Origin of the sequence: Sulfurimonas sp. (genome assembly GCF_034005705.1) — a bacterium.
Taxonomy (GTDB): Bacteria; Campylobacterota; Campylobacteria; order Campylobacterales; family Sulfurimonadaceae; genus Sulfurimonas.
This window is the reverse complement of sequence record NZ_JAVEUF010000002.1, coordinates 123918-150036: the sequence shown is the minus strand read 5'-3', so window position 1 is coordinate 150036 and position 26119 is coordinate 123918. Positions and strand designations below refer to the sequence as shown.

General features: G+C 39.2%; 25 protein-coding genes and 1 tRNA gene. 22 read left to right on the top strand and 4 right to left on the bottom strand.

Translation table 11 applies throughout. From position 1 onward, the window contains the following. The first annotated feature begins 283 nt into the window (after positions 1-283). From RBR61_RS02250 to argS, 6 genes are all read left to right on the top strand, one after another. Positions 284-928, top strand: a complete 645-nt coding sequence (locus tag RBR61_RS02250; protein WP_320341880.1) for an ABC transporter ATP-binding protein — start codon at positions 284-286, stop codon at positions 926-928. A 19-nt stretch (positions 929-947) separates the two neighbouring features. Next, entirely contained in the window at positions 948-1712 is a 765-nt protein-coding gene (gene fliR, locus RBR61_RS02245) for a flagellar biosynthetic protein FliR (protein WP_320341879.1), read from the top strand. A gap of 49 nt (positions 1713-1761) precedes the next feature. Next, entirely contained in the window at positions 1762-3258 is a 1497-nt protein-coding gene (locus RBR61_RS02240) for a DNA topoisomerase IV (protein WP_320341878.1), read from the top strand. Then, positions 3258-3878, top strand: coding sequence for a guanylate kinase (gene gmk / locus RBR61_RS02235; protein WP_320341877.1), 621 nt, complete (start codon positions 3258-3260; stop codon positions 3876-3878). The genes RBR61_RS02240 and gmk overlap by 1 nt, the downstream gene beginning before the upstream one ends. Positions 3879-3964: 86 nt before the next feature. After that, entirely contained in the window at positions 3965-4207 is a 243-nt protein-coding gene (locus RBR61_RS02230; protein WP_137015040.1) for a twin-arginine translocase TatA/TatE family subunit, read from the top strand. 3 nt (positions 4208-4210) lie between these two features. Then, complete coding sequence (gene argS, locus RBR61_RS02225) at positions 4211-5806, top strand: arginine--tRNA ligase (protein WP_320341876.1); 1596 nt, start codon at positions 4211-4213, stop codon at positions 5804-5806. Here the strand turns inward: argS and RBR61_RS02220 are convergent. Continuing rightward, a complete protein-coding gene (locus tag RBR61_RS02220; protein ID WP_320341875.1) occupies positions 5803-6423 on the bottom strand; it encodes a L,D-transpeptidase family protein in 621 nt (206 codons plus the stop codon). The two genes, argS and RBR61_RS02220, sit on opposite strands and share 4 nt — an antisense overlap. A gap of 122 nt (positions 6424-6545) precedes the next feature. Between RBR61_RS02220 and RBR61_RS02215 the strand changes: the two genes are divergently transcribed. Further along, on the top strand, positions 6546-7169 hold the full coding sequence (locus RBR61_RS02215; protein WP_320341874.1) for an acyl-CoA acyltransferase: 624 nt from the start codon (positions 6546-6548) through the stop codon (positions 7167-7169). A gap of 82 nt (positions 7170-7251) precedes the next feature. After that, positions 7252-8550 (top strand): Na+/H+ antiporter NhaC family protein, encoded by a 1299-nt coding sequence (locus RBR61_RS02210; protein WP_320341954.1) that lies wholly within the window; start codon positions 7252-7254, stop codon positions 8548-8550. On the opposite strand, the gene RBR61_RS02205 is transcribed toward RBR61_RS02210, so the two are convergent. Continuing rightward, entirely contained in the window at positions 8547-9290 is a 744-nt protein-coding gene (locus tag RBR61_RS02205; RefSeq protein WP_320341873.1) for a 3'-5' exonuclease, read from the bottom strand. The two genes, RBR61_RS02210 and RBR61_RS02205, sit on opposite strands and share 4 nt — an antisense overlap. A 23-nt stretch (positions 9291-9313) precedes the next feature. Continuing rightward, on the bottom strand, positions 9314-9691 hold the full coding sequence (locus RBR61_RS02200) for a hypothetical protein (RefSeq protein ID WP_320341872.1): 378 nt from the start codon (positions 9689-9691) through the stop codon (positions 9314-9316). Between the two features lie 74 nt (positions 9692-9765). On the opposite strand from RBR61_RS02200, the gene RBR61_RS02195 reads away from it, so the two are divergent. Next, on the top strand, positions 9766-10428 hold the full coding sequence (locus RBR61_RS02195) for a peptidoglycan recognition family protein (RefSeq protein WP_320341871.1): 663 nt from the start codon (positions 9766-9768) through the stop codon (positions 10426-10428). Continuing rightward, the gene (locus RBR61_RS02190) at positions 10421-11554 is read left to right on the top strand and encodes a DUF819 family protein (protein WP_320341870.1); all 1134 of its coding nucleotides are present in this window, start codon (positions 10421-10423) and stop codon (positions 11552-11554) included. The genes RBR61_RS02195 and RBR61_RS02190 overlap by 8 nt, the downstream gene beginning before the upstream one ends. Positions 11555-11633: 79 nt before the next feature. On the opposite strand, the gene RBR61_RS02185 is transcribed toward RBR61_RS02190, so the two are convergent. Further along, positions 11634-11710 (bottom strand) — tRNA-Thr (locus RBR61_RS02185). 66 nt (positions 11711-11776) lie between these two features. Between RBR61_RS02185 and RBR61_RS02180 the strand changes: the two genes are divergently transcribed. From RBR61_RS02180 to RBR61_RS02125, 12 genes are all read left to right on the top strand, one after another. Continuing rightward, positions 11777-12229, top strand: a complete 453-nt coding sequence (locus RBR61_RS02180; RefSeq protein ID WP_320341869.1) for a hypothetical protein — start codon at positions 11777-11779, stop codon at positions 12227-12229. Between the two features lie 128 nt (positions 12230-12357). Next, the gene (locus RBR61_RS02175; protein WP_320341868.1) at positions 12358-13743 is read left to right on the top strand and encodes a SapC family protein; all 1386 of its coding nucleotides are present in this window, start codon (positions 12358-12360) and stop codon (positions 13741-13743) included. Between the two features lie 28 nt (positions 13744-13771). Further along, positions 13772-15589 carry a type I secretion system permease/ATPase gene (locus RBR61_RS02170; protein WP_320341867.1) on the top strand — a complete coding sequence of 606 codons (1818 nt, stop codon included), beginning with the start codon at positions 13772-13774 and terminating at the stop codon, positions 15587-15589. Further along, on the top strand, positions 15586-16884 hold the full coding sequence (locus RBR61_RS02165; RefSeq protein WP_320341866.1) for an HlyD family type I secretion periplasmic adaptor subunit: 1299 nt from the start codon (positions 15586-15588) through the stop codon (positions 16882-16884). Before RBR61_RS02170 ends, RBR61_RS02165 begins: the two co-directional genes overlap by 4 nt. Beyond that, entirely contained in the window at positions 16874-18184 is a 1311-nt protein-coding gene (locus tag RBR61_RS02160) for a TolC family protein (RefSeq protein WP_320341865.1), read from the top strand. The genes RBR61_RS02165 and RBR61_RS02160 overlap by 11 nt, the downstream gene beginning before the upstream one ends. Positions 18185-18192: 8 nt before the next feature. Beyond that, the gene (gene gmd / locus RBR61_RS02155) at positions 18193-19227 is read left to right on the top strand and encodes a GDP-mannose 4,6-dehydratase (RefSeq protein ID WP_320341864.1); all 1035 of its coding nucleotides are present in this window, start codon (positions 18193-18195) and stop codon (positions 19225-19227) included. 3 nt (positions 19228-19230) lie between these two features. After that, a complete protein-coding gene (locus RBR61_RS02150; protein ID WP_320341863.1) occupies positions 19231-20109 on the top strand; it encodes a GDP-mannose 4,6-dehydratase in 879 nt (292 codons plus the stop codon). Then, positions 20099-21202 (top strand): glycosyltransferase, encoded by a 1104-nt coding sequence (locus tag RBR61_RS02145; RefSeq protein ID WP_320341862.1) that lies wholly within the window; start codon positions 20099-20101, stop codon positions 21200-21202. The genes RBR61_RS02150 and RBR61_RS02145 overlap by 11 nt, the downstream gene beginning before the upstream one ends. Positions 21203-21210: 8 nt before the next feature. Continuing rightward, a complete protein-coding gene (locus tag RBR61_RS02140; RefSeq protein WP_320341861.1) occupies positions 21211-22521 on the top strand; it encodes a sugar transferase in 1311 nt (436 codons plus the stop codon). A gap of 62 nt (positions 22522-22583) precedes the next feature. After that, entirely contained in the window at positions 22584-24104 is a 1521-nt protein-coding gene (locus tag RBR61_RS02135) for a sugar phosphate nucleotidyltransferase (RefSeq protein WP_320341953.1), read from the top strand. After that, positions 24105-24878 (top strand): ABC transporter permease, encoded by a 774-nt coding sequence (locus RBR61_RS02130; RefSeq protein ID WP_320341860.1) that lies wholly within the window; start codon positions 24105-24107, stop codon positions 24876-24878. After that, a complete protein-coding gene (locus RBR61_RS02125) occupies positions 24879-26033 on the top strand; it encodes a glycosyltransferase family 1 protein (protein ID WP_320341859.1) in 1155 nt (384 codons plus the stop codon). It abuts the gene before it with no gap. The last annotated feature ends 86 nt before the right edge of the window (positions 26034-26119 follow it).

The following is a 26119-nucleotide window of genomic DNA, read 5'->3' as shown; positions in this document are numbered from 1 at the left end:
TGCAAAACTCCTAATTCTCTCAGCACTATAAAAGATAGTTTTAATCAAGGCAGATGTTCTTCAGCGTAGCCGTAGCTACTCTGGAGGTTATCTAACGTAGAGTAAAGCTCTCTTTTAAGTGCCCATAGGGAGAGATGAAAAGTAGTAATCTTGCACAAAAAAATGTTTTATCCTTAGCTTTGGCTAGGCATAAAAATTTGTTTAGTACAATCTCACCACTTTTGATCTCTCTGAGAGTGTTACGGGTTTTGCAAGAAGTCTATTAATTAGCTATAATCCTCCCATGAATTTACTATCTGCAAAAAATTTATCGCACAGTTTTGATTATGAACTTTTCTCGGATATATCGCTTCATGTAAATGAGGGAGAGTCTGTTGCCATCATAGGTATCAGCGGAAGCGGAAAATCGACATTGCTTCATATACTCTCAACGCTATTAAAACCCGATAGCGGAGATGTCTCTCTCTTTGGAGAGGATGTCTCTGGCATGAGTAAAAAGAGACTCTCACGAATAAAAAGAGATGAGCTTGGGCTTGTCTTTCAATCGCACTATCTATTTAAGGGTTTTAGCTCTTTGGAAAATCTCGAGATCGCAGCGATACTCTCAAAACAGGATATTGATGAAAATCTTCTAAAAAGATTGAAAATAGATAAAGTGATACATCAAAAAGTGACAGAGCTCTCAGGTGGTCAGCAGCAGAGGGTCTCGATTGCCAGAGTGTTGACAAAACAGCCACGCATACTCTTTGTGGACGAACCGACAGGAAATTTGGATAAGGTCACGGCAAACGAGGTAATGGATATATTTTTTGAGTATATAGAGCAGCATAAAGCAGGTATGGTGATGGTGACTCATGATGAGGAACTTGCCCATAGATGTAATAATATCTATAAGCTTATAGATAAAAAGCTGGTAAAAGTAAGCTGATCTTTAAAAGGAGTTGACAATGAGCTGGCCGCAAATCTTCAGCGATACCTACATAGTCGGCTTTATTCTTCTGTTTTTCAGATTCGGTGCTCTTTTTATGGCGGTGCCTATATTTTCTCACAACAGCATTCCAATGAACGTAAAAGCGGCACTGGCATTTTTTTTCACAATAGTCTTCTACCCCTCTATGCCTCCGCTGGAGATACCAATAACGATGCCAAGCATAGTTGTAGCGATTCTCGGCGAGCTCCTTTTTGGACTTGCGATAGGTGTCGTTTTGCAGATAGCCTTTAATGCAATAACGTTTGCAGGAGGACAGATCTCTTTTATGATGGGTTTTTCAATGGCAAGTGCCATAGATCCGCAAACGGGCGTTTCAATGCCGATCATCTCGCAGTTCTTATCACTCATAGCCCTTATGATACTTTTTGCCATAGATATGCATCACTGGATGCTGCTTTTTATAGACAGCTCTTTGGAGAAGATACCTCTTGGCGGCTTCTTGATGAGCGAAAATCTATTTAGATATATAATCATGGCGACATCAAACATGTTCATGGTCGGATTTATGATCGCATTTCCTATTATTGCACTCTCATGGCTGGCGGATGTGATTTTTGGGATGCTGATGAAGACCATGCCGCAGTTCAATCTTTTGGTTATCGGTTTTCCTATAAAGATCATGGTCTCCTTTGTTGTTTTGATAGCCACTCTTACTGCCACCATGCTTATTTTAAAAGGGGAGATGCTCGAAGCTTTTAACTTTTTAGAGACGTTTTTTTAGTTTTTTTCGATACAATAATGTCAAAAGAGCCTCTTAAAGGGAAACCGTAATGAAAATCTTACTTATAAACAATAATCCTGTAGTCAATAAATTAGTAACACTAAGCGTACAAAAAACTTCAGATGAACTCGATAAAGTAGAGAAATTAGAGGATATTGACTCTACATCTTACGACCTTGTGATCGTTGATGACGGAGTATATAGCGGGGAGCTGTTCGATGAGTTGAAATCGAAAGTGAAGTTTAGCAAATCTCTTTATATCTGTGCGAAAGATGCTAAGGCAGTAGAAGGATTCAACTCAACAATTCATAAGCCTTTTTTGCCTACCGACCTTGTAGAGACTCTTGTCTCATTGGCAAAAGGAATGAGTGTAACTAGTAGCGAAGATAGAGTTCAAAAAAGCGAAACAGTAGAGGCTGAAGATGATTTCGCTTTTGATAATGATATGGATGATTTCGGTGATCTGGACGAGCTGGAAGATCTCGACGGTCTTGACGAGGATGAGTCCGATGAGCTCTCTGATACCGAAATTGAAGATGAGAGCGCTGCAAAAGAGCTTGATGATCTGGAAGATTTTGATGATGCCGGGGACGAGGAGCTTGAAGGTGAACTTGATGAACTTGAAGATGAGCTCGAAGATGATGGGTTTGAAGATGAAGAGCTTGAACTAGAGGACGATATAGACTCTTTAGATGAAGAAGAGGGCAGCGATCTGGATGATCTGGAGCTGGATGAAGAAGAGAGTGAGAAGAGCGGAGTGCTGGATAAAGAGGAGCTTCAAGAGGTTCAAAACCTTTTAGAAGAGACCGAGGCAGAAGATGACGAGTTTAAAGATGAGCTGGAGCTTGAAGATGAACTGGAAGCTCAAGATGAGTTAAAGCTTGAAGATGATCTTGAGATGCAGGATGATATAGACTCGCAAGAAGAGGATATGGGCTTTGATGAAGAGACCCAAGAGCTGGTTGCTGATGATGACATAGAACTCGAAGAAGATGAAGACGGCGAGCTTGACCTCGAAGATGAGAACCTTGATTTTGAAGATGTCGATGAAGAAGAGGAAACTCAAGAAGAGACAGAGGCAAAAGATGAGGAACTTGAGCTTGAAGATGAGCTGAAAGAGGATGAGTTAGAGCTTGGAGATGATCTGCAGGAGAGTGATTTTGACCAAGAGGATATAGAGTCGCAAATACATGAAGCGGTTCAGGAGCTCACTACAGAAGATCTTGAGAGTGAAATAGACGAAGACATATTGCTTGACATAGATTCATTGACAAGCAGAGACCTTAAATTGGCGATAGGCGAAGAGGTTGATGAAGAGATTGAAGCAGACGATTATGATGAGTCTGATGATTATGAAGAGGATATCGACGATATAGACGATGCAGAAGATGAAGAAGTGTGCGGCGATAAAGAGGAGTCTGAAAAGAGTTCTAATGATGGTGTAGAAGCGTTGAAAAAACTTCTAAAAGCGCTCTCAAACGAGGATGTGGCTGCATCATTAAAAGGTATGAAGATAAGCATCAATATTACTTTGGGTGACAAGTAGTGAACCACAGATCAGGTGCAATTTTAGTTCTTTCAGGTCCAAGCGGGGCGGGCAAAAGCTCTTTGTTAAACGAGGTTATAGGCGATATCGGTGAGTGTTACTTCTCTATCTCTACCACTACACGTCCGATTAGAGAGGGCGAGATCGACGGTGTTCACTATCACTTTGTGGATGAGGCAGAGTTTAAAAAAGATATAGAAGAGGAGCTTTTTTTAGAGTATGCTTTTGTACACGGCAACTACTACGGAACCTCAATAAAGCCCGTAAAAGAGGCATTAAAAGACGGCAAACTCGTTATATTTGATATAGATGTTCAGGGTAATGCGACCATCATAAACAGACTCGGGGACATAACGACTTCCGTCTTTATCTCCCCTCCTACGCTCTCAGAGTTAAAAAAACGTTTAGAGGCTCGCTCTACGGACTCTCAAGAGGTGATAGACCGTCGCATCGATATGGCAAAAAGGGAGATACAGAGGATCAGCGAGTATGATTTTCTTATTGTCAATGATGACTTTTCAGAGGCAGCAGCGACTCTAAAAACAATAGCAAATGCGGCAAGGGTGAAAATCCCTGCAAACGAGATAAACGACTTTGCAAGAAAATGGGAAGATATATAACAATAAGCTGATAATATAGTTATGATAAGAGAAGTTACAGCTAATTTAGTTATAATTTCGGACTTAAATTTATAAAAGGAATAGATATGGGAATGCCTGGCGGACAAGAACTGTTAATAATCTTGGCGATCGTTGTATTACTGTTTGGTGCAAAAAAGATACCTGAGTTGGCAAAAGGTCTTGGAAAAGGAATAAAGAACTTTAAAGCTGAGATGAAAAATGATGATGAGGAAGAGATAAAAACCGCATCAACAGATGCTCCTAAAAAAGTAGAGTCTAGCGAAGAGAGCACTTCAAAAGAGGCTCCAAAAACCACTACACAAGCGTAACTTTTGAAACAACGAGTATCGGCGCTTTTGCGCGAAAAGTTTGGTCGTGAAGTTGTTTTAGAGAAGCCGCGTGACCGATCTTTCGGTCACTTTGCCACCCCTATTGCTTTTGCCATGGCAAAAGAGCTCAAGCTCTCTCCTATGAAAATTGCCGAGGATTTAGCTTCCTCATTTGATGAGAGCGATTTTTTCAGCAGTGTTGAGTCCGTAAAGGGGTATCTCAACTTTCGTCTTAGTGAGAATTTTCTAAGCGAATATGCCGCTTGGGCGCTTGAGAATCCAAGCGAGTTTGCAAAAGATGAAAAAAATGAGAAGATCCTTCTGGAGTTTGTAAGCGCGAACCCTACAGGACCTCTTCATATAGGTCATGCAAGGGGTGCGGTTTACGGAGATACTCTTTACAGACTAGCACGTCATCTGGGCTATGATATAACGGCTGAGTACTATGTAAATGATGCGGGAAATCAGATAGATCTGCTTGGTCTCTCCATCCAGCTTTACGGACGTGAGAACATACTTAAAGAGAGTGTTGAGTATCCGGAGAGTTACTACAGAGGCGACTATCTTGCTCCTTTGGCAAAAAAAGCCGTAGAGAAGTTCGGCATAGAGATATTAAGCGACGAGTCACGTCAAAAAGAGCTCGCACTTTGGGCAAAAGACGGTGTTATGGAGATCATCAAAAACGATCTTGCAGACACTAACATCTTCTTTGACACATTTGTTTATGAATCATCACTTTATGACGATTGGGACAGAGTTATGGCAAAGATGGGTGAGGGCATCTATGAAAAAGATGGCAAACTCTTTATTGCATCTTCGCAAAAAGGCGACGATGCTGACAGAGTCGTTGTTCGCGAAGACGGCCGTCCTACATATCTTGCAGGCGATATAGTCTATCATAACCAAAAGTTTGAACGCGGTTATGATCACTACATAAATATCTGGGGAGCCGACCATCACGGTTATATCGCCAGAGTAAAAGCTGCGGTCGAGTTTTTAGGGTATGAGAGCTCTAAGCTTGAGGTAGGGCTCTCTCAGATGGTAAGTCTTTTAAAAGACGGCGAACCTTACAAGATGAGCAAACGTGCCGGTAACGTAATACTTATGAGCGATATTGTCGAAGAGATAGGTGCGGATGCTCTGAGGTTCATCTTTGCTTCAAAAAAGAGCGATACCGCTTTGGAATTTGACCTCTCGGAGTTTAAAAAGCAGGACAGTTCAAATCCTATTTTTTATATCCAATACGCTCACGCAAGAATAAAGACCATTATCTCAAAAAGCGATTTTAGCGAAGATGAGATCATGGCGGCAAGCCTGAAAAATTTGGGTGAAAATGCAGATGTTCTTCTCTTTGATGCGCTGCTTCTTCCTGAGGTGATCGAAGATGCTTTTAGCTCAAGACAGGTTCAAAAACTCCCAGAGTATCTGAAGTCACTCGCTGCATCACTGCATAAGTTCTATTATGATTGCAGGATCATAGGAACAGAGGATGAGGCAAAACTTCTAAAGCTCTTGATGGTAGTAGGGCTCTCACTCCGCACAGGTCTCTCTTTGATGGGGATAAAGGCAAAAGACTACATGACAAAAGAGGAAGATTAAAATTTAAGGCTCCCATAGAGCTTTAATACTTCCTCCAGCTGAGCCCTTGTTACCTGTATCAGTATAGGATTTTTACTCTCATCAAGCCAAGAGGCTATCTTCTTGATCTCTTCAAGAGTCATTGAGGTACATCCTGCCGTCGGCGCATTCTGCGCTTTTTGAACGTGCATAAAGATGCAGGAGCCTCTTTTTTTAATCTGCTCTTTGTTGTGTCCCACGACAATTCCAAGTTCGTACTGTCCGTCGTCTCTTCGCATCTCTTCAAAGCTTTTTGGTTTTATCTTTGGCTCTTTGATTATTTTGTTATAAAACTCAGAATCTGAATCATCAACGCAGATAACTCCTTTTTTTGCGTGAATATACGGCATCTTGAATTTCATACCCTTCTTATAACCAAAGATTGCATCCAGTTTGAATATGCCAATGGGCGCCTTTTGATCTCCTTCATATTTAGTCGGCTCTCCATTTTTTTGAAAAAGCTCTACCTCGCCGAGTCCAAAGCCAAATCCGCTCTTTCCAACATTGACTATTATGGGTTCAAAAACCTTTGCTCCATCTTCAAAAGTGTAGAGCTCCGCTTTGGTAGAATTGTACTCCTCACCGACCACTAAAACCATTTGTTCGCCCGCAAATACAAAGATTTGACAAATTATTATAATTAAGAAACTTTTTACCATAAAGTATGTTACTATTACTAAAATATGAGACGGGTTAATTTTTTAGAAACGGAAAAAATTTTATGAGTATAAATATAAGAAAAGCTACCAGTGACGATGCGCCGTTCTTAGCACAGATGATATTGCAGAGCACTAGAGCTGACAAAAAAATCGGTATATACGATCTGATTTTTAAAACTAAAAATGATAAAGATGTCTTAAATTACCTAGAAAAATTTACAAATACAAATGCAAAATCTAGCTGTCACTACTCTAACTTTTTGATCGCTGAGATAGACGGCAAAAGCGTAGGTTCTCTTTGCAGTTATGAACCTAGGATCGCGACAAGAGAGGTCTTTTTAGAGGCTCTTAGCGAAATAGGCGTTGACGGTGAAGAGAGCGAGTATCTTGGGCTTATGGAGATCTGCTCATTTCCTATAAATACAAGAACGCTTATTTTTGACTATATGGAGGAGCTAGAGGGCTTTATGGATGTGGGGATCTTAAAAGCGCTTATGCACAAAAGTCTTCTAACCGCAAGACTCAAAGGTTATCGTATAGCTCAGACCATAGTTGAGATCGGCTCTTTGGAGACTCTTTTATATTACAAAAAACTCGGCTTTAAAGAGGTTAAGCAAAAAGAGTGCGACCCTTATAAAGAGATATTCGGAAGACCGGGTTTGATCCTGCTCTCTATAGAGTTTTGATAGGTCTAACATAGAACTCTCAGCGTTATCCCTCTTTCCTTCGCTTCTTGCCATAGCACTGGCACTATATACACGAAATGTGATGCTCTCTCTTTTTGGGGGAGTGCTGCTCGGTGTCTTTGTTTTAAACGACTTCTCATTTTTAACTTCTTTAAAGAGTCTGCTTTCTCTTTTTGGCTCACTCTTAAGTGAGCCTTGGATACTTAAAACTCTGGCTTTTGCGATCTTAGTCGGAAGCATTATGGCTTTGATCGAAAAATCGGGCGGGATCGATGGTTTTGTGGACTATATGCTGCACAAGACAAAGATAGTCAAATCTGGGCGTTCTGCGCTCGTGCTTAGCTATGTTGTAGGCGTTATTATCTTTGTGGAATCATCCATTACTGCCCTTATTTCGGGAGCTGTGGGAAAACCGCTTTGCGACAAGTACAAGATACCAAGCGCAAAACTTGCTTTTGTTTGCGACTCGACATCAGCGCCCATAAGCTCCCTTATCGTTCTAAACGGCTGGGGAGCGCTCCTTCTTGGGCTTATCGCTACGCAGATATCTTTAGGCATCATAGAGGGAGACGCCGTCTCCCTTCTTATCGACTCTATTTTATATAACTTCTACTCGATGGCCGCTCTTGTGGTTACCTTTGCAGCAATTTGGTTCAATATAGATCTTGGAGATATGAAAAAAGCCAAGCATATACCAAAAGAGACAGACAGTGTGCAAAGCGGCGGTGCGAGTATGTATTATATGCTTCTGCCTATTATACTGATGGTTGTTCTGGTATTTGTTTTTCTCTATCTTACGGGTAATGGAGATATTTTAAAAGGGAGCGGTTCTAGCTCTATATTTTACACAATGCTCACTACGCTTATCTTTACTCTCTTTTACTTTGTGGGTACAGGAAATATGAACTTTTCAACATGGGGCAAAAGTGCAGTTTTGGGGGCAAAGAAACTAACACCCATTGCCCTGATACTGCTTTTTGCATTTGCTATAGGAGATGTCACGACAAGCCTTAAAACAGGACACTATCTGGCATCTTTAGCAAGTGAAAATCTAAGCATATACCTTTTGGCGGGAGTGATATTCCTTATAAGTTCCGTTATCTCATTCTCAACCGGAACAAGCTGGGGTACATTTAGCATAATGATACCCGTTGCAGTTCCTATGGCAGTTGCAATGGATGCAAATATCGCTCTATGCATAGGTGCGGTTATCTCGGGAGGGATTTTTGGGGATCACTGCTCGCCAATCTCGGATACGACGATCATATCTTCGATGGCAAGTGATTGTGAAGTGATAGAGCACGTGCGAACCCAGATGCCATATGCACTCGTTAGCGCTTCGATCGCGTTCGTGCTTTTTGTGCTTTTTAGCCTGCTCTAAACTCCTAGGGCAGTATTAATAGAGTAGCGCATATCGTCATCAAGATTATCCATGCCGCTTAGCATCCATCTAAGATAAGCAGCGTCACTTGCGGCAACCTCTGCCAGAGTTTTACCTCTGTACTTACCGAAGTTAAATGATTTTATAAGAATTGGGGTAAGGGTCAGATCAACCATCTTCTCTACCGGATTTTCTGTCGGAAACTGCGCTAAAACAGCCTCTTTGAGTTTGCTTAAAAAGAGTTTTAGTACAAGTACGTCGCCAATTGCGTCATGAGCCTTTATGGTTATGCCAAGTTCATCCGCCTCTTTTTGCTCATCTAAGTAGAGACCCATTTTGTAACGGAAGTATTGAAGTCTGTGCGCCTCTTCATCCGGAAATATATGTTTTGCGACTCTTAGCGTGTCGATAACTTTCATCTGGGTTTTAAAACCCTCTTTTGCAAGCATATCTATGTCAAATTTTGCGTTGTGGATAATTAGATAGTTTTCATCTGTGTTTAGTTCTTGAAGTCTTTTATATGAAGCGCTTTCTTTGCACGGGCTTTTTCCTTCGAGCATATCGGGAGTGATGCCGTGAACTTCCATAGCGGCGTAATTTATAGGAACGTCAGTTGAGAAAAACTCGTTTTGAACCTCTACCTTTTTATCGCCTAAAACCATGTAGCCTAGTTGGATCACTCTGTCTAGCTCACCCGTTCCCGTTGTCTCCGTATCCAAAATAATATATTTTTTTGCCAAATCTCTACCTTTTATTTTGTTTTTTAAAAAAGAAAAGAGTCTAACATATATTCGCTTTGAGCATGCAGATACTCGGGGCTAAGCTCTATTTTTATGGTCTCTTCGCCGATCTCGTAGGTGCAAAACTGCACAAATTTAAGCTGGATACTCTCGCCCTCAAACTCAAAGTTTCTAACGGCTAAAGGTTCGTTTATCTCTTCGAGAAGATCTTGAATCTCATTTATGGAATCTTTGCAAGGCTGGAGATTTAGGAGTTTGAAAATATTTTGAAGTTTTATCTCCAAAGAGAGATCTTCATCCATAGCAAGATATGTGTTATAGATGCCGCGAGCCAACTTCATAGCATTGAGGCTTAAAGGTTCTGCCAATAGATTTCGTTTTACAATCTCTTTTTTAATCATAGTACTATCTTATATCTATATCCATTAAAAGTATATAAAAGCTATAATAGAGTTAATTTTTTTGAGGTATATCTATGAGACGCATTTTCTTATTTATTTTATTTATTTCCATATCTCTTGCGGCGATGCAGATAAAAGAGACACCTATCGCATTTGGCAAGACAAGAGTAGAACTTAGCAAAGAGTATATAAAAGAGCACTACAATTTGGAGGTAAAAGATATAAAGATTACCCCAAAGATCGTAGTCATCCACCATACGGCGATAGATGATTTCGCAGATTCGCTTTCGCGTTTTATATCCGAAACTCTTCCGACTGACAGACCCGACATTACAAGCGGCGGAGCGCTCAATGTCTCGGCTCACTTTATGGTCGAGCGTGACGGGACTATTCATCAGCTTATACCGCTTGATTTTATGGCGCGTCATGTCATAGGGCTGAACTACAACTCCATCGGCATAGAGAACGTAGGCGGAGCAAACTCTGCTGACAACCTTACAAAAGAGCAGCTGGAGGCAAATATCTTTCTTGTAAAAGAGCTCAAAAAACGCTTTGAGACCATAGAGTACGTCATAGGGCACTATGAGTATAGATGCTTTGAAGATACGCCGCTATGGCTTGAAGTGGATGACGGCTACAGAACATTTAAAGATGACCCATCCGTGCGTTTTATGGATGAGCTAAGAGAAAACATAGAGGGTTTTAAAGGCGCACCTTGCAAGGGTATGGATGATTAGTTCGCCTCTTGTATATCTCTTTTCTCTGGCACTTCTAGCCGCAGTTATCGCGCTTGTTGAGCAAAAGAGCGCTTCAAAATTTTTTAGATTTGTCCCATCTTTCGTTCTGATATACCTCTTTAGTATGTCGCTTGCTTCCCTTGGAGTGTTTGATAAAAATGAAGCGATAGATGCGGTATATAGCAACACAAAACAGAACCTTCTTCCCGCTATGCTTTTTTTGATGCTTCTGCAGGTGGATATAAGAGACTTTTTTAAACTAGGAAAACCGCTTCTTGCAGCATACTTGTTGGCGCTCTTGTCACTCTCTTTTGGTTTTATATTTATCTCTTTTGTTTTTGATTTTAACGCAGAGACGGCGTCGGCTTTTGGAGCACTGAGCGGGAGCTGGATGGGCGGAGTGGCAAATATGGTAGCGGTTGGTTCGGCTCTTGGCGTCTCACAAGAGGCATTTGGTTACGCGCTAATAGTAGACAGCGTGAACTACACAATCTGGATAATGTTTCTGCTATTTTTGACCCCTTTTGCATATAGATTTAACACATTTACCGCGTCGCATGAACAGATGGCAAAGCTGAGTGAAATAGGGTGTGCATGCACCATCGGAGCAAAGAGATACTGGCTTTTGATACTTTTATCTATCGTCGTCGCGTTCGCTGTAAATTTTATCGCCTCAAGCGGGTTTGTAATTCTGAACTATACGACAACTACTGTTGTGCTTGCAACTCTGCTTGGTGTTCTAGGCTCTTTCACAAGGCTAAAAGAGCTAAACGGCTCAAGTGAAGTTGCAACCTCGATGCTCTATATGCTTATAGCGCTTATAGGCTCAAAAGCAGTCTTTGAGAACTTTAGCGGCGTGGGCGTTCTGGTCTTTGCAGGTTTTTGTATATTGCTCATTCATGCCATCATCATGGTAGTGGGAGCAAAAATATTCAAGCTTGATCTCTTTAGCATTGCCATAGCCTCACTCTCAAACATAGGCGGCGTAGCTTCGGCTTCAATACTAGCGGCAACCTACAACAAAGCACTTGTAGGCGTAGGCGTGCTTATGGCGGTAATGGGGTATCTTGTCGGAACTTTCGGCGGTCTGGCTGTTGGGAATATTCTGGTTTGGATGGCGGAGTAGAGTTAAGTATGTATTGCTCATGATAAAGAGATTTTATATCTAAAGTAGTAATATAATCGAAATTTGAAAAGCATAAAGGTGGTGCCGACACGAGGATTTGAACCCCGGGCCTGCTGATTACAAATCAGCTGCTCTAGCCAACTGAGCTATGTCGGCGAAAAATAGAGTGCAATTTTATCTCATTAACCTTTAGTAAAACTGATTTTATGTACAATTCGCGCCATGAAAAGAGAAATTGCAGCAAAAACATTTACACCGATTTATGATGAGCTTGAAGATAGATTGAGACTTGTCATAAACTATCAAGATATTCAAAACAGAGTTGATTTCATGATAACAAGAAGTTTTATCATAAATCTAATTTCTACTGCACAAGAGTTTATAGAAAAACATTACGGCGTATCCGATTTTAAGACACTCCCCGAACAAGAGAGTAAAGACAAAGGTACGTCAAAAACGGACAATGTAAATTTAGAACTCTTAAGAACTAGTGAAGAGCTTTTGCTGGAGGTAAACTTCTCTTTTAATATAAACTCAAAACATACTATTTTAACATTAAGTTCTAAAAATATGACAGCTAAAGCCGATTTAGACGGCTTTATGCTCACGCAAGTATTTCAAGTAATGAAGTCGGCTATACCTTACATAAGATGGGGAATATCTTATAATTTTTGATAGAATCACTCCATCTTAATGACTATGGCACCTATTTAAAAATAAATAAATGGTGTCGGAGTTATTTAATCACCTCTTAAGTTTTATTTGCCTACAATTCATTTTTGAAAGTAAGTGAAGGAACTGATTTGGCACGAAAAGTTAGGGTTTTTGTTAAAGATTCTCCGCAGCATGTGATACTGAAGAGTTTGGATAAGCTTGCTATCTTTAGAGATAAATCGGACTACGAAACGTTTATGGAGATTCTTAAAGAGTCTGTAGCAAAAAGCGCTCTTGCTGTTCATTCTTACGTTTTGATGCCGCACTTTTTTGAATTTTTGGCTACTCCTTTAAGTGAGGATGCTTTGTCGAAGTTTATGCAGAGTCTGGGTAGAAAATATGTCGGCTACTTTAACAAGAAATACAGTCGTGTCGGAACTATTTGGGAGGGAAGATATAAATCTTCTCTTGTTGAGAGCGAGAGATATCTTTTTGGTGTGATGGTTTATATAGAGAAAATTGCACCAAAAGAGCATCTCTTTTGCAGCATCCATAAAAATCTCTACGGCAAAAAAGATGAGATACTCTCTTATCATGACTTGTACAAAAAACTCGGATTTACAGATGAGCAAAGAGTACAAAAATATAGCAAAATATTCAATTCTCATACGGATAGTGCTAAAGAGAGTTTCATAAAAAGATGTTTAGAAAAACAGAGTGTGACGGGCAGTGAAGATTTTGTAAAAAATCTTGAACAAGTTATGGGAGTTTCTTTGCGTACAAAAGAGAGAGGACGACCTAAAAAAGAAGAAAAAGAAAAAGGAAAAAAAATGTATAAGAATTTAGTGATTTTAGATAAAGAAAAACATAAAGAGTTAAAGATAAATCCTCTAGAGAGTCTTAGTTTTGCAAAATCCGTGGCGCACATCCCTCTTTTAGCAAATGAAGTAGCGCAAGTTGGCGCAGCGTTTCCAGTTGTCTTTACAGCGGGAGACAAGCCAGAGCTTACAGTAATTGTCTCTTTGGGTTCCGAGAATTTGGCAATAAATGAAGATGGAAAATGGATAACTTCTTATGTCCCTTCATATTTGAGAAAATACCCTTTTTCTTTGGCAAGTACAAAAGAAAATCCTAACCAAAAAGTTATTCTTATAGATGAAGATTCATCTCTTTTTTCAAAATCAAAAGGTAAACAACTCTTTAAAAAAGATGGCGAAAAATCAGAAACAATTCAGCATGCTATTGATTTTTTAACCTCTTATGACACACAAATGAATGTCACTCAAAATGTGGCAAAATTAATTGCACAAAGCGGAATTCTTGAAGCAAGAGAGATATCTGTAGGAGAAGGTGAAGAGAAAAAAGTTTTGGTAAATGGCTTCCAAGTAGTTAACAGAGAAAAACTTAATGCTTTGAGTGATGACATATTGGCTGATTGGGTAAGAAAGGGAATCATGAGCATGATAGATGCGCATCTTAAATCTCTGAGCAACATCCAGGCACTCTTTGAGATAGCACAAAAAAGACAGAGTTAAAAAAATAATAAGTGACAAAAGGAATCTAATGGCAAATAAACCATCAAGAACACAAAACAAAAAAGTATCTGAGCTTAAAGAAGCGATACTCAAGTCTAAAAAAGCATTTATAATAGTAGGTTTTTTCAGTTTGTTTATAAACTTGCTTATGCTTGTTCCGCCTCTTTATATGCTTCAACTCTATGACAGAGTTTTAGCAAGTAGAAGTGAAGACACACTTATCATGTTGACACTTATCGTTGTTTTCTTGTTTATTACCATGGCACTCTTGGAGATTGTGAGATCTCGCGTGCTTGTAAAAGTTGGAAATAAGCTTGATAGTCTTTTAAGTCAGAGGGTTTTTGACTCTGTGTTTGAACTTGCGCAAAAGTATCCGGGAAAAGCTTCGTCCATGCCGCTAAATGACCTCACGCAGGTAAGACAGTTTATGACTGGAAATGGGCTTTTTGCATTTTTTGATGCGCCTTGGATAATCATCTATATAGCTGTATTGTTTATGTTTCACCCTATATTTGGATATTTTGCCATATTTGCGGCGATTGTTTTGGTTGCTCTTACGATTATAAATGAGTACTCGACAAAACAAAAGCTTGCCGAAGCAAATACACTTAGCCGCTCATCAAGCGCCTTTGTCGACTCAAATCTAAGAAATGCAGAGATTGTACATGCTATGGGTATGAAAGAGAGTATCCGCAAGATTTGGGAAGAGCGCTATTTCGGTTTTTTAAATGCACAAAATGATGCAAGTAACAGTGCGGGAGTTTTTTCGAATATTTCAAAAAGCTTAAGAATGCTATTTCAATCACTCATTCTTGGTATAGGTGCTTATTTGGCGATTATCATGGAGGTAACACCCGGAATGATGATTGCAGGCTCTATCATCATGGGTAGAGCTCTGGCGCCTTTGGATCTTATTATCAATAGCTGGAAAGGTTTTAGCGGCGCTAGAGCGTCTTATCAAAAACTAGATGGGCTTCTTGAGGAGTTTCCAAAAGATAAAGAGTACATGCAGCTTCCTGCTCCAAAGGGAGAGATTTTACTAGAAGGTGCAGTTGTCGTTCCTCCGGGTGCGCAGCAGCCATCACTTAGAGGCATATCCATGCTGATTCAAAAAGGCGACGTAGTGGGTATTATCGGACCGAGTGCGGCTGGTAAATCATCACTTGCCAGAGTAATTTTGGGTCTTTGGCCTTTGGCGGCGGGTAAATCAAGACTCGATAAAGCTGATATTTATCAGTGGGACAAACTTGATTTGGGACGCTACATAGGTTACTTACCGCAAGATATTGAACTCTTTGAGGGGAGTATCTCTCAAAATATCGCAAGATTTGGCGAGCTGGATTCTCAAAAAGTTGTAGATGCGGCACAAAGAGCGGGTGTTCATGAGATGATACTTAGGCTTCCAGATGGCTATGACACAAAAATCGGCGCAGGTGGAGCAACGCTATCGGGCGGGCAGAGACAAAGAGTCGGACTTGCAAGAGCGATTTACAACAATCCTGTTTTAGTGGTCTTGGATGAGCCTAACTCAAATCTTGATGATGTCGGAGAAGTTGGACTCGTACATGCTATCAACTACTTAAAGCAGATAGGCTCTACAGTGGTAATCATTACACATAGGCCAAGTATTCTTCAGGTAACAAACAAGATAGCAGTTATCAAGCAGGGTGCGCTTGAACTTTATGGAAATACAAATGAAGTTTTAGCACAACTTTCTAAAAATGCACAGCAAGCGCAAGCACAGCAGGCACAAACAGCTCCAAACGCTCCTGCACCAAAGAGCCAAGCGACACAAAGCGCGCCTAAAATATCACTAAGCAAACCCGAAGAGGAGAAAAAAGCATGAGCCAACAACAAGAGGTAAAAATGCCCTCAACAGATGCTTCTAAAGTTATCGGTTTTGGTTTGGCAATAATTTTTTTACTATTTGCAGTATTTGGAGGATGGGCAGCGTACGCGCCGCTTGCAGAATCTTCAGTTGCCATAGGCACAGTCTCCGCGGACTTAGAGAAAAAGACACTGCAACATTTAGAGGGTGGCGTTATCGAGCGCATTGAGGTTAAAGATGGTGATGAGGTTAGAGAAGGGGATTTGCTTTTAAAACTTAGAGATGTACATATAAAGAGTCAACTGGATATCTACAAAACACAATATGATGATGCTTTAGCACTTTATGCAAGACTTGTAGCTCAAAGAGATGAACTTAAGCATGTCATCTATCCAGACGAGCTAAAAAATGAAGGCATGAAAAAAGAGCAAAACAGCATCTTTTATGAGACAAAAAAGAGTATAGAAGATGAAAAGATCATTTCTCAAAACAGAATTGTGCAGCTTGAGAGTCAAATAGATGGACTTAACTCTCTTATGCAGGCAAAACAGAGCAGACTTGCATCTATCAAAGAGGAGATTTTGGAGTGGGAAGAGCTCTTTAAGCAACAGCTTGTCGATAAGCTCAAGATCAGAGAGCTAAGCAGAGAACAAAACAGTATTGAGGGAGATATCTCTCAAACTGCCTCTGAGATAGCAAAACTCAAAGAAGCGATTAACGAGACGAAAAACCAGCAACTTCTAAGAGAAAAAGAGTTTAGAAAAGAGACGCTCAATGAACTTGTAGCGGCAAAATCGGCACTCTTTGATTTGAAATCAAAAATAACCTCTGTTGAAGATACGCTCCTAAGAACAAATATTGTCGCACCTATCAATGGAACAGTTGTTGGTTTAAACCTGCATACCGTTGGGGGAGTTGTCGCTCCAGGAAAAGATATTTTGCAGATAGTGCCACAAAACTCGCAGCTTGTTGTGGTTGCTCAAGTTCAGACTCCAGATATAGACAAAGTTAAAATTGGACTGATGGCGGATATTAGATTTTCAGCATTCAATGTTCAACAGTCACATGTTGTTGAGGGAAGAGTTGTTCACGTATCGGCTGATAGTTTTTTAGACGAGAAGAGTGGCGCCTCTTATTATGAAGCTAAAATTGAGGTGACAAAAAATGGACAGATGCAGCTTGTGGATTATGGTTTTGACCTGATCTCAGGAATGCCAGCAGAGGTCATGATAAAAACATCAGAGAGAACTGTGCTTAGTTATTTGGTGAAACCTCTCACAGATATGATTGCTAGGGGATTCAATGAAGAGTAATAAGCGCGCCCTTTTATTTTCTCTTAGCGTTGTTTTATGTGGCACTCTGGGTGCCGAGGTGTTAAATTTTTCAAAAGCGTACGGTCTTGCTCTTGAGAATGCAAACAATATTCGTTCATCTTTGTATGTAGCAGAAGCGGAGAAAGAGAAAATCAATGAAGAAGAGTCGCAGCTCTACCCGCAAATTAACTTAAGCGCAACATACAAAAAAACAGAGTATGAGGCAAACCCTACAAAAAATATGACAAGGCAAGGTCTTATAACATACTCTCTTACGGCAAGACAATCCATTTACAATCCGGAAGTTTTCTCAAGAATAGATATGCAGGAGTCACGAAGCAAATACTCCGATGTAAAAGTTGAGTATGAAAAAGAGGCTCTGGCACAAGAGCTTTTTAAAACATATCTTGATATCTTAAAATCGCACAATAAGATAAAACTTTTAGAGTCCTATCTTGAGTACAACAGAAGCAAACTTGAAGAGTTAAGTAAAAAGTTTGCAATGGATTTATCCAACAAGATGGATGTGCTTCAAATGCGCGTTGAGTATAACTCTGCCGTAATAGAACTCGACAAAGAGAAGAAGCTTTTAAAAGTGTATGATCTTAAATTTAAGAACTATATCGGAAATGTTGCATACGAATTACCCAAGATAGAGTCGGATAAAATTCTCTTAGGAACGATTAAACAGATGAGAGAGCAGGTCATCGGTGAACAAGACTTGCAGAAGAGCCTAAGTGTCAAGCAGGCGCAAGCTGCGCTTGAAGTGAGTGATGCAGAGGTGCAAAATGCAAAAAGTGGACATTTGCCAAAGCTGACTTTTGACGCGGCATACAATAAGTATGATACTGATACACCGACCGTAGATGCGCCTTATAATACGGTGAAATATGCAATGGTTAGTCTCAATATTCCCATTTACGGTGGTGGCTATGTTTCATCAAAGGTGGATTCATCAAGACTTATGAAAAAAGCGGCGAATGAGGATTTAGAAAATGCCAAAAAAGAGGTGCAGGTCTTTTATGATGAGTATTTAGCTATCTTTGAAGCCTCTTCTGAGTCCGTAACCATGTACAAAGACGCACTCTCCTCTGCGGAACTCTATCTTGAATCTATCGAACTTGGATATAAGCATGGATTAAAAAGCATTATTGACGTAAACGATGCAAAAAATAAGCTCAATGAGGTAAAATACAAATACGTAGAAAATTTATACTCTTTGGTAGACTCCTATATTGGTTTATTAATGGTAACAAACAATTTTAAAGAGTTAAATCTTTTAGATAAGTTAGTAGAATAAGGGTAGAGATGAAAAAGGCGATAGTAACGGGCGTAACAGGGCAAGACGGTGCATATTTGGCAGAACTGCTTCTGAAGAAGGGGTATGAGGTTTACGCAACATACAGAAGAACTTCTTCGGTAAATTTTTGGCGTATAGAGGAGCTTGGCATAGAAAAGCATCCAAACCTTCATTTGGTAGAGTATGATTTAACTGATCAGGCAAACAGCATAAGAATGATTATGGAAATACAACCCGATGAGATATATAACCTCGCAGCGCAGAGTTTTGTAGGCGTCTCTTTTGAACAGCCTCTTGCAACTGCTCATATAACAGGGCTTGGTTGTGTGCATCTTCTTGAAGCTATAAGGATAGTAAATCCAAAGATAAAGTTTTATCAGGCAAGCACATCAGAGATGTTTGGACTTGTTCAAGAGATTCCTCAAAAAGAGTCTACGCCGTTTTATCCTAGAAGCCCTTACGGCGTTGCAAAACTCTATGCGCACTGGATGGTGGTAAACTACAGAGAGTCTTATGACATGTTTGCATGCAGCGGCATACTCTTCAACCATGAGTCGCCTCTAAGAGGAAGAGAGTTTGTTACCCGTAAGATAACCGACAGTGTAGCAAAAATCAAACTCGGCAAGCTTGATGTTTTAGAACTTGGCAATATGGACGCAAAAAGAGACTGGGGATTTGCAAAAGATTATGTAGAGGGCATGTACTTGATGCTTCAAGCTCCAAAGCCCGACACTTATGTACTCGCTACAAACAGAACAGAGACGGTGCGAGATTTTGTAACCATGGCATTTAAAGCGGCAGGCATCGAGTTAGAGTTTAGCGGTAAGGATGAAAACGAAATCGCCGTTGACAAAGCAAGCGGCAAAACGCTCGTGAGAGTAAATCCTAAATTTTACAGACCTGCAGAAGTTGAGCTTCTTATCGGCAACCCTCAAAAAGCAAAAGATGAGCTTGGATGGGAACCGAAATGCACGCTTGAAGAGCTATGTGCGATGATGGTAAAAGAAGATTTGAGAAGAAATGAGATAGGGTTTAGCTTCTAACTTATGAAAAAAGTTCTAATCACGGGCATAGACAGCTTTAGCGGTACTCATCTCTCGTCATATCTGCAAAATGCAGGATATGACGTTTATGGAACATCTCTTTTTTTAAGCGGAGATAAAAAATATCAATGCGACATTACTAAAAAAAGTGATTTGCTGATTGTGCTAAAGAACGTAAAACCGGATTTTATTATACATCTCTCCGGTATCTCTTTTGCAGCATTTGATACTAGCGAAGAGTTTTATAGAGTAAATACGATAGGCACCGCAAATATACTTGATAGCCTCCTTGAGCTTGGGTTAAATCCTGCAAAAGTTATATTGGCAAGCAGTGCCACGGTGTATGGCAATCAAGGTTTGGAAGTTCTTGACGAATCGCTCTGTCCGCAGCCTACAAACCATTACGGAGCCAGCAAATACGCAATGGAGTGCTTGGCAAAAAACTATTTTGAAAAGCTAAACATCATCATCGTAAGACCCTTTAACTACACGGGCATAAACCAGCAAGAGCACTTCTTAATCCCAAAAATCATAAAACATTTTAAACAGATGAAGCAAACTATCGAACTGGGCAACATAGACGTAAGCAGAGAGTTTAATGATGTCTCTTATGTGTGCGAAATTTATAAAAAACTGCTCGAGTCCTCTGTAGCATCCGAAGTTGTAAATATAGCGTCAAACAGAGGTATAAAACTTTTGGATGTTATAGAGATGATGCAAGAGATGTCAGGTTATAAGATAGAGGTGAAAGTGAATCCTGCATTTGTAAGAGAAGGCGAGATAAAAAGTTTGACGGGCTCAACTAAAAAACTTTTTAAATTAATCGGCGAAGTAGAACAAAAAGAGTTTAAAGAGACGTTGCGAGAGATGCTTGAAGCCTAAAGAGAAAAAAGTAGCGATAGTTCATGACTGGCTTGTAACAAACGCGGGGGCGGAAAAGGTTTTAAAAGCTTTAATAGAGATGTACCCAAATGCCGATATTTTTTCTTTGGTAGATTTTTTAGACGACAAAGATAGAGAAGCAGTGCTTAGTGGGAAGTATGCCACAACATCATTTATTCAAAAACTTCCCCTTGCAAAAAAACATTTTAGAAGTTACTTTTTTCTTTTTCCTCTGGCAATAGAGAGCTTTGATTTAAGTGCCTATGATTTAATCATCTCATCATCATGGGCGGTTGCAAAAGGGGTAAAAAAGCATAAAAACCAGCTGCATATCTCTTATTGCTACACGCCTATCCGCTACGCTTGGGATTTGTATGATGAGTACACTGCAAATTTAAAGCAGCCAAAAAAGCTTTTTGTACAAACTACATTGAGATATATTAGAAAATGGGATATAAAAACATTAGACAGGGTTGATAACTTTATAGCGGACTCGATTTTTGTGCAAGAAAGAATTAAAAGAACTTACAACAGAGATTCAGTCGTTATCTATCCGCCTGTAGATACACAAAATTTTACATTCGAGCCTAGTAAAGAGGATTTTTACTTAAGCGCTTCAAGGCTTGTTCCTTATAAAAAAACTAAACTTATAGTCGAAGCATTTAACGAAATGCCCGAAAAAAAGCTTATCGTTATAGGCAGCGGAGAAGAGTATGAAACTATTAAGAAAATTGCAAAAGCAAATATTTTGGTACTTGGATATCAAGAAAAAAAGGCATTGATAGAGTATATGCAAAGAGCAAAAGCGTTTGTTTATGCGGCAGTTGAGGATTTTGGCATAGTTCCAATAGAAGCGATGGCGTGCGGAACTCCTGTTATAGCTTTGGGTGTTGGCGGTACGGCCGAGACTGTAATTGACGGCAAGAGCGGAGTGCATTTTCTAAAACAGACAAAAAAGGATATTGTGGAAGCTGTTAAAAGATTTGAAAACCAAACTTTTGATTTGGCATCAATTTCACAGAATGTTCAAGCATACAACACAAAAAGATTTAAAGACGAGATAAAAGAGTTTATAAATAGTTTTGAAGTATAATGAAACTTATGAACAGTTTTAAATTTAATCCCTCTTTTTATCTGCTTACTTTTTTGCTTATTGCGGCAGACTTTTTAGCGCTCTATCTCTCTTTTAAAATCGTGGAGTATATAGAAGGTAAGTCTGTAGATATCTCTAGCTATTTGTGGATTTTTATTTTCATAATTTTAACGTTTGCCGTGCAAAAAATATATCTGCTAAGGTATGATTTTTGGGGTGATGCCAAAAGAGTTCTCAAAGGGTTCTTTTTCTCTTTCTTTGTTATTTTCACGGTTATATCTCTTGCTAAAGTCTTTGACGAGTATCCGCCATCTTTTATACTAAACTTTTTTCTAATAGCTATTTTTGTTACGTTGGTTTTTAAGAGAGTTGTTAAAAAAATCCTTTTTTCGTTTGATTTTTTTAAACTTAGCGTAAAAGTAGTGGGAGATGAAGAGAATTATAAAATTATATGCAATGAAATAGATAAAAATTGGTACTTCGGATACAGCGTCAATGATGATATATATGATATAGTCATAATCTCTTCAAGAGGGTTTGATATAGATAAACTTAAGGAGAGCATGAGAGAGTTTTCTCACAATACAAAAGATATTTTTCTCATTCCCTATTTAGATTATTTAGATTTTTCGCATACGACTATAGTTGATTTCTCAAACATCAGATTTTCGGCAATTCACATTGAAAATAGGCTTTTAAGCTATAAAAATATATTTATAAAATACTTTTTTGAAAAAGCTATCACAATTTTTTTACTTCTATTTATACTGCTTTTACACATTTTTATTTCATGGCTTATCAAAAGAGACTCAAAAGGCAGGGTATTTTTTAAACAGCAAAGATTAGGCAAAGATTCTAAACTTTTTGAGTGTTACAAGTATCGCACAATGCATGAGAACTCGCAAGAGATGCTTGAGGAGTACCTTCTAAAAAAACCAGATGAAGTAGAGTATTTCAATAAATACCATAAATATAAAAACGACCCGCGCATCACAAAAGTCGGTAAATTTTTAAGAAAAACATCGCTTGATGAACTACCACAATTTTACAACATACTAAAAGGCGATATGAATCTCATTGGTCCAAGGCCGTATATGCCCGAGGAGCTTAATGATATAGGCGAAGAGAACAAAGAGGTCATCCTTAAGGTTAACCCTGGACTTACAGGTTTATGGCAAGTGAGCGGAAGAAATAAACTGACTTTTAAAAAGAGAGTTGATTTGGATGTTTGGTATATACAAAACTGGTCTTTGTGGATGGATTTTGTCATATTTCTTAAAACATTAAAGGTAGTGCTGCTCAAAGTCGGTGCTAAGTAAAGTTTTAATGGGTAAGTAAGCATCAGAGTGCTAAAATCCGCATACTATAAGGGAGATAAATGATGACTAATATTATCTTATGCGGCGGCAGCGGTACAAGACTTTGGCCCATAAGCAGGACTCTTATGCCAAAACAGTTTGTAAAACTTTTTAACAACAAATCACTATTTCAATTAACACTTCAAAGAAATGCAGTGGCTTGCAACAGCCAGTTTATAGTCTCAAACTCCGAACAATATTTCTTGGCACTGGATCAACTAGAAGAGATAAACAAAACCAAAAACAATGAAACAAAATATCTTCTTGAGCCTGTCGGCAGAAATACGGCTCCTGCAATCGCTCTTGCATGTTTTGGCATTGATAAAGATGAGATTGTTTTGGTTACGCCATCGGATCATCTTGTAAAAAACGAAGCGCAGTATCAAAAAAATTTACAAACAGCAAAAGAGTTGGCACGTCTTGATTATCTGGTTACTTTTGGCATAAAACCTACTTTTGCCGAAACAGGATTTGGGTACATAGAAGCAGAGGGCGAAGACGTAAAAGCTTTTCATGAAAAACCTGATTTTGCTACAGCCACAGCTTATTTAAAAGCAGGAAACTACTACTGGAACAGCGGAATGTTCTGTTTTAAAGCGGGTGTTTTTCTAGATGAACTTCAAAAATATTCGCCGCAGATTTATGATGCATGCAAAAAAGCTTTAGGAGACGAGCTTTCAACCTTGCAGAGAGGCGAAGATAAATCTTCGCTTCCAAATCAAGGCTCCTACGGAAACAAGGTTTCAAACTTGCAGACAGGCGAAGATAAATCTTCGCTTCCAAATCAAGGCTCCTACGGAAACGAGGTTTTAACCTCGTTAAAAAGAGTTATAAGAATAGATAAAGCAAGTATGTTAAACATTCCGGAAGACTCCATCGACTATGCAGTTATGGAAAAGTCATCAAAGGTCAAGGTGGTGCCGTCGGACATAGATTGGTCGGATGTCGGAAGTTTTGATGCCCTTTATGAAGAGCTGCCAAAAGATGAAAACGGCAATACCGTAAATGAAAAATATGTTCAGATAGACAGCAAAAACAACCTTATTTACGGAAATGAGAGAAAGATAGCAACAGTCGATATAGAAGATTTAATCATAGTTGACACGGGCGATGCGCTGCTTATCTCAAAAAAAGGTTCATCCCAAAAAGTAAAAAACATAGTCCAAAAGATAAGAGGCGACAGCGAACTGCATAACATTCACCTAACGGCTCACCGTCCTTGGGGAACATACACTATTCTTGAAGACAATCCAAAATACAAAATAAAACGTATAGAGGTAAAGCCGGGAGGCAGGCTCTCTCTTCAAAAGCACTTTCACAGAAGCGAACACTGGACTGTTGTTAGTGGAACAGCCGTAGTAACGCTCGGCGAAAAAGAGATTCCCTTAAGAGCAAACGAGTCCATCTATATCCCTATGGGTGAACTGCATCGCCTTGAAAATCGCGGAAAGCTTCTGCTTGTTGTCATAGAGACTCAGATCGGCGACTATTTGGGCGAAGATGATATTATCAGAGTTCAAGATGATTATAAAAGAGAAGAGTAGTTGAAGCACGCTATTTTACTTGCTTTTAGTTTTGCAAAGAGAGATTTTAAAGAACGATATGTCGGTACCGGTCTTGGGCAGATTTGGTATATTCTCTCTCCTATTATTACCATACTTATCTACACGGTTATCTTCTCTGATTTTATGAAGATGAAGCTTGACATAGTAGATAACAGCTACTCTTATAGCATCTACCTTGTTCCAGGGCTTTTAGCGTGGACATCTTTTAGCACCATTATTATGCGGCTAAATGGCTCTTTTTTAGAAAAAGCAAATCTTATTAAAAAGATAAATGTTCCCGCTTTTGTCTATCAACTAAGCATTATCATCACCGAGTTTGGCATTTTAATGCTCTCATATTCTTTGGCACTCATCTTTTTGCTGCTTGTAAATCATCCCATAACCTTTACTTTTCTCTATCTTATTCCCATTTTGTTTTTACAAACGATTTTTGCTTTTGCACTTGGCGTGATTATCTCGCTCTTTACCCCGTTTTTTAGAGATTTTAAAGAGGCGGTTCCCATCGTCGTGCAGCTATGGTTCTGGATGACACCTATTATCTATATGAAAGAGATGATTGCAGACAAATATCCCGCTCTTTTGACATATAACCCTTTTTACCATTTTGTGCACATCTATCAAGATATCTTTCTCTACTCAAGAGCACCCACATACGATGCGCTTCTAACTATAATGCTTATGACATCTATAACGCTTCTTTTTGCCGCTTATCTTTACAAAAAAATGATAGGTACTGTCAAGGATATTATTTAAATGAAAAAAATCCTCATAGACGCAGTCTCTTTGCTCTCGCCACTAACGGGAATAGGGCGATACACTTACGAGGTTTCCAGTCGCCTACAAAAGTTATCTACGGACAAGTATGAGATTTTTTTCAACTACGGATACCACTCAAAAGAGCTTTACGGACTCTCAAACAACCAGAGCACTGCAGAGCAAAAAGCCAAAAAACTGCAATTGTTTATAAAAAAATTTCCTTTTTTTAAAAAAATAAGCAGATATATTTATACTTATATGGCTAGATTTTATCAAACAACATATGATCTCTATTTTCAGCCAAGCTTCATTCCAAATCTAAATATAAAAACAAAAAAGCTTATCTGTACGGTTCATGACTTCTCTTTCAAACTTCAACCACAGTGGCATCCAAAAGAACGTATAGAGTACTTTAATGAGAACTTTGATTTGGTAAAAAAAGCAGACCATATCATCACGGGTTCAAACTTTACAAAGCAAGAGATTATTGACTATATGCAGATGCCCCAAGATAAAATCAGCGTAATTTATCACGGAGTTAACCACGGACTCTATAAGCTGTATCCGCAAAATGAACTTCAAGAGACAAAAGCTAAATTTTCTTTGCCAAAAAAATTTTTACTTTTTGTAGGTTCTATTGAACCGCGTAAAAATCTTCTTACTCTGCTAAAGGCTTACAATCTGCTCGCTAATGATGAAAAAGGAGAACTGCCTCTTATTTTAGTTGGTTTTAAAGGATGGGAAAATCAAGAAATTATGCAAGAGATAGAAAAAAATAGAGATTTCATCCGCTACCTTGGGTTTGTCTCCGATAGCGAGCTTGCCCACATCTACAATCTTGCTGCGGTTTTTATCTATCCCTCGCTATACGAAGGATTTGGACTTCCGCCACTTGAAGCTATGGCATGCGGCACTCCTGTAATAGTCTCAGATGTTGCATCTCTTCCGGAAGTTTGCGGCGACGCAGCATTCTATGTAGAACCGACAGACTCAATAGATATAAAAAACAAAATTTTAGCTATTGCAAAAGATGAAAAGCTAAGAGAAGAGTTGTCGCAAAAAAGTAAAGCTCAAGCCGCACTTTTTTCGTGGGATAAAGCCGCACAAGAACACTTAAAAGTCATAGAATCTCTATTGGAAACGAGGTTTTAACCTCGTTCATCATAGGCAAGGATAAATCATTGCTTCCATCTTGAGGTTTTAACCCCCTCAATGCTCTTTCTTTTCTTTCGGAAACG

Excerpts from the sequence above, each read along its gene's own strand:
- RBR61_RS02125 (WP_320341859.1), top strand. The coding sequence starts at position 24,879 with ATGAAAAAAATCCTCATAGACGCAGTCTCTTTGCTCTCGCCACTAACG.
- RBR61_RS02180 (WP_320341869.1), top strand. The coding sequence starts at position 11,777 with ATGAAAAGAGAAATTGCAGCAAAAACATTTACACCGATTTATGATGAG.
- RBR61_RS02250 (WP_320341880.1), top strand. The coding sequence starts at position 284 with ATGAATTTACTATCTGCAAAAAATTTATCGCACAGTTTTGATTATGAA.
- RBR61_RS02195 (WP_320341871.1), top strand. The coding sequence starts at position 9,766 with ATGAGACGCATTTTCTTATTTATTTTATTTATTTCCATATCTCTTGCG.
- RBR61_RS02230 (WP_137015040.1), top strand. The coding sequence starts at position 3,965 with ATGGGAATGCCTGGCGGACAAGAACTGTTAATAATCTTGGCGATCGTT.
- fliR (WP_320341879.1), top strand. The coding sequence starts at position 948 with ATGAGCTGGCCGCAAATCTTCAGCGATACCTACATAGTCGGCTTTATT.
- RBR61_RS02240 (WP_320341878.1), top strand. The coding sequence starts at position 1,762 with ATGAAAATCTTACTTATAAACAATAATCCTGTAGTCAATAAATTAGTA.
- RBR61_RS02150 (WP_320341863.1), top strand. The coding sequence starts at position 19,231 with ATGAAAAAAGTTCTAATCACGGGCATAGACAGCTTTAGCGGTACTCAT.
- RBR61_RS02220 (WP_320341875.1), bottom strand. The coding sequence starts at position 6,423 with ATGGTTTTAGTGGTCGGTGAGGAGTACAATTCTACCAAAGCGGAGCTC.
- gmd (WP_320341864.1), top strand. The coding sequence starts at position 18,193 with ATGAAAAAGGCGATAGTAACGGGCGTAACAGGGCAAGACGGTGCATAT.
- RBR61_RS02165 (WP_320341866.1), top strand. The coding sequence starts at position 15,586 with ATGAGCCAACAACAAGAGGTAAAAATGCCCTCAACAGATGCTTCTAAA.
- RBR61_RS02135 (WP_320341953.1), top strand. The coding sequence starts at position 22,584 with ATGACTAATATTATCTTATGCGGCGGCAGCGGTACAAGACTTTGGCCC.
- RBR61_RS02140 (WP_320341861.1), top strand. The coding sequence starts at position 21,211 with ATGAACAGTTTTAAATTTAATCCCTCTTTTTATCTGCTTACTTTTTTG.
- RBR61_RS02200 (WP_320341872.1), bottom strand. The coding sequence starts at position 9,691 with ATGATTAAAAAAGAGATTGTAAAACGAAATCTATTGGCAGAACCTTTA.
- RBR61_RS02170 (WP_320341867.1), top strand. The coding sequence starts at position 13,772 with ATGGCAAATAAACCATCAAGAACACAAAACAAAAAAGTATCTGAGCTT.
- RBR61_RS02160 (WP_320341865.1), top strand. The coding sequence starts at position 16,874 with ATGAAGAGTAATAAGCGCGCCCTTTTATTTTCTCTTAGCGTTGTTTTA.
- RBR61_RS02215 (WP_320341874.1), top strand. The coding sequence starts at position 6,546 with ATGAGTATAAATATAAGAAAAGCTACCAGTGACGATGCGCCGTTCTTA.
- RBR61_RS02210 (WP_320341954.1), top strand. The coding sequence starts at position 7,252 with ATGCTCTCTCTTTTTGGGGGAGTGCTGCTCGGTGTCTTTGTTTTAAAC.
- RBR61_RS02190 (WP_320341870.1), top strand. The coding sequence starts at position 10,421 with ATGATTAGTTCGCCTCTTGTATATCTCTTTTCTCTGGCACTTCTAGCC.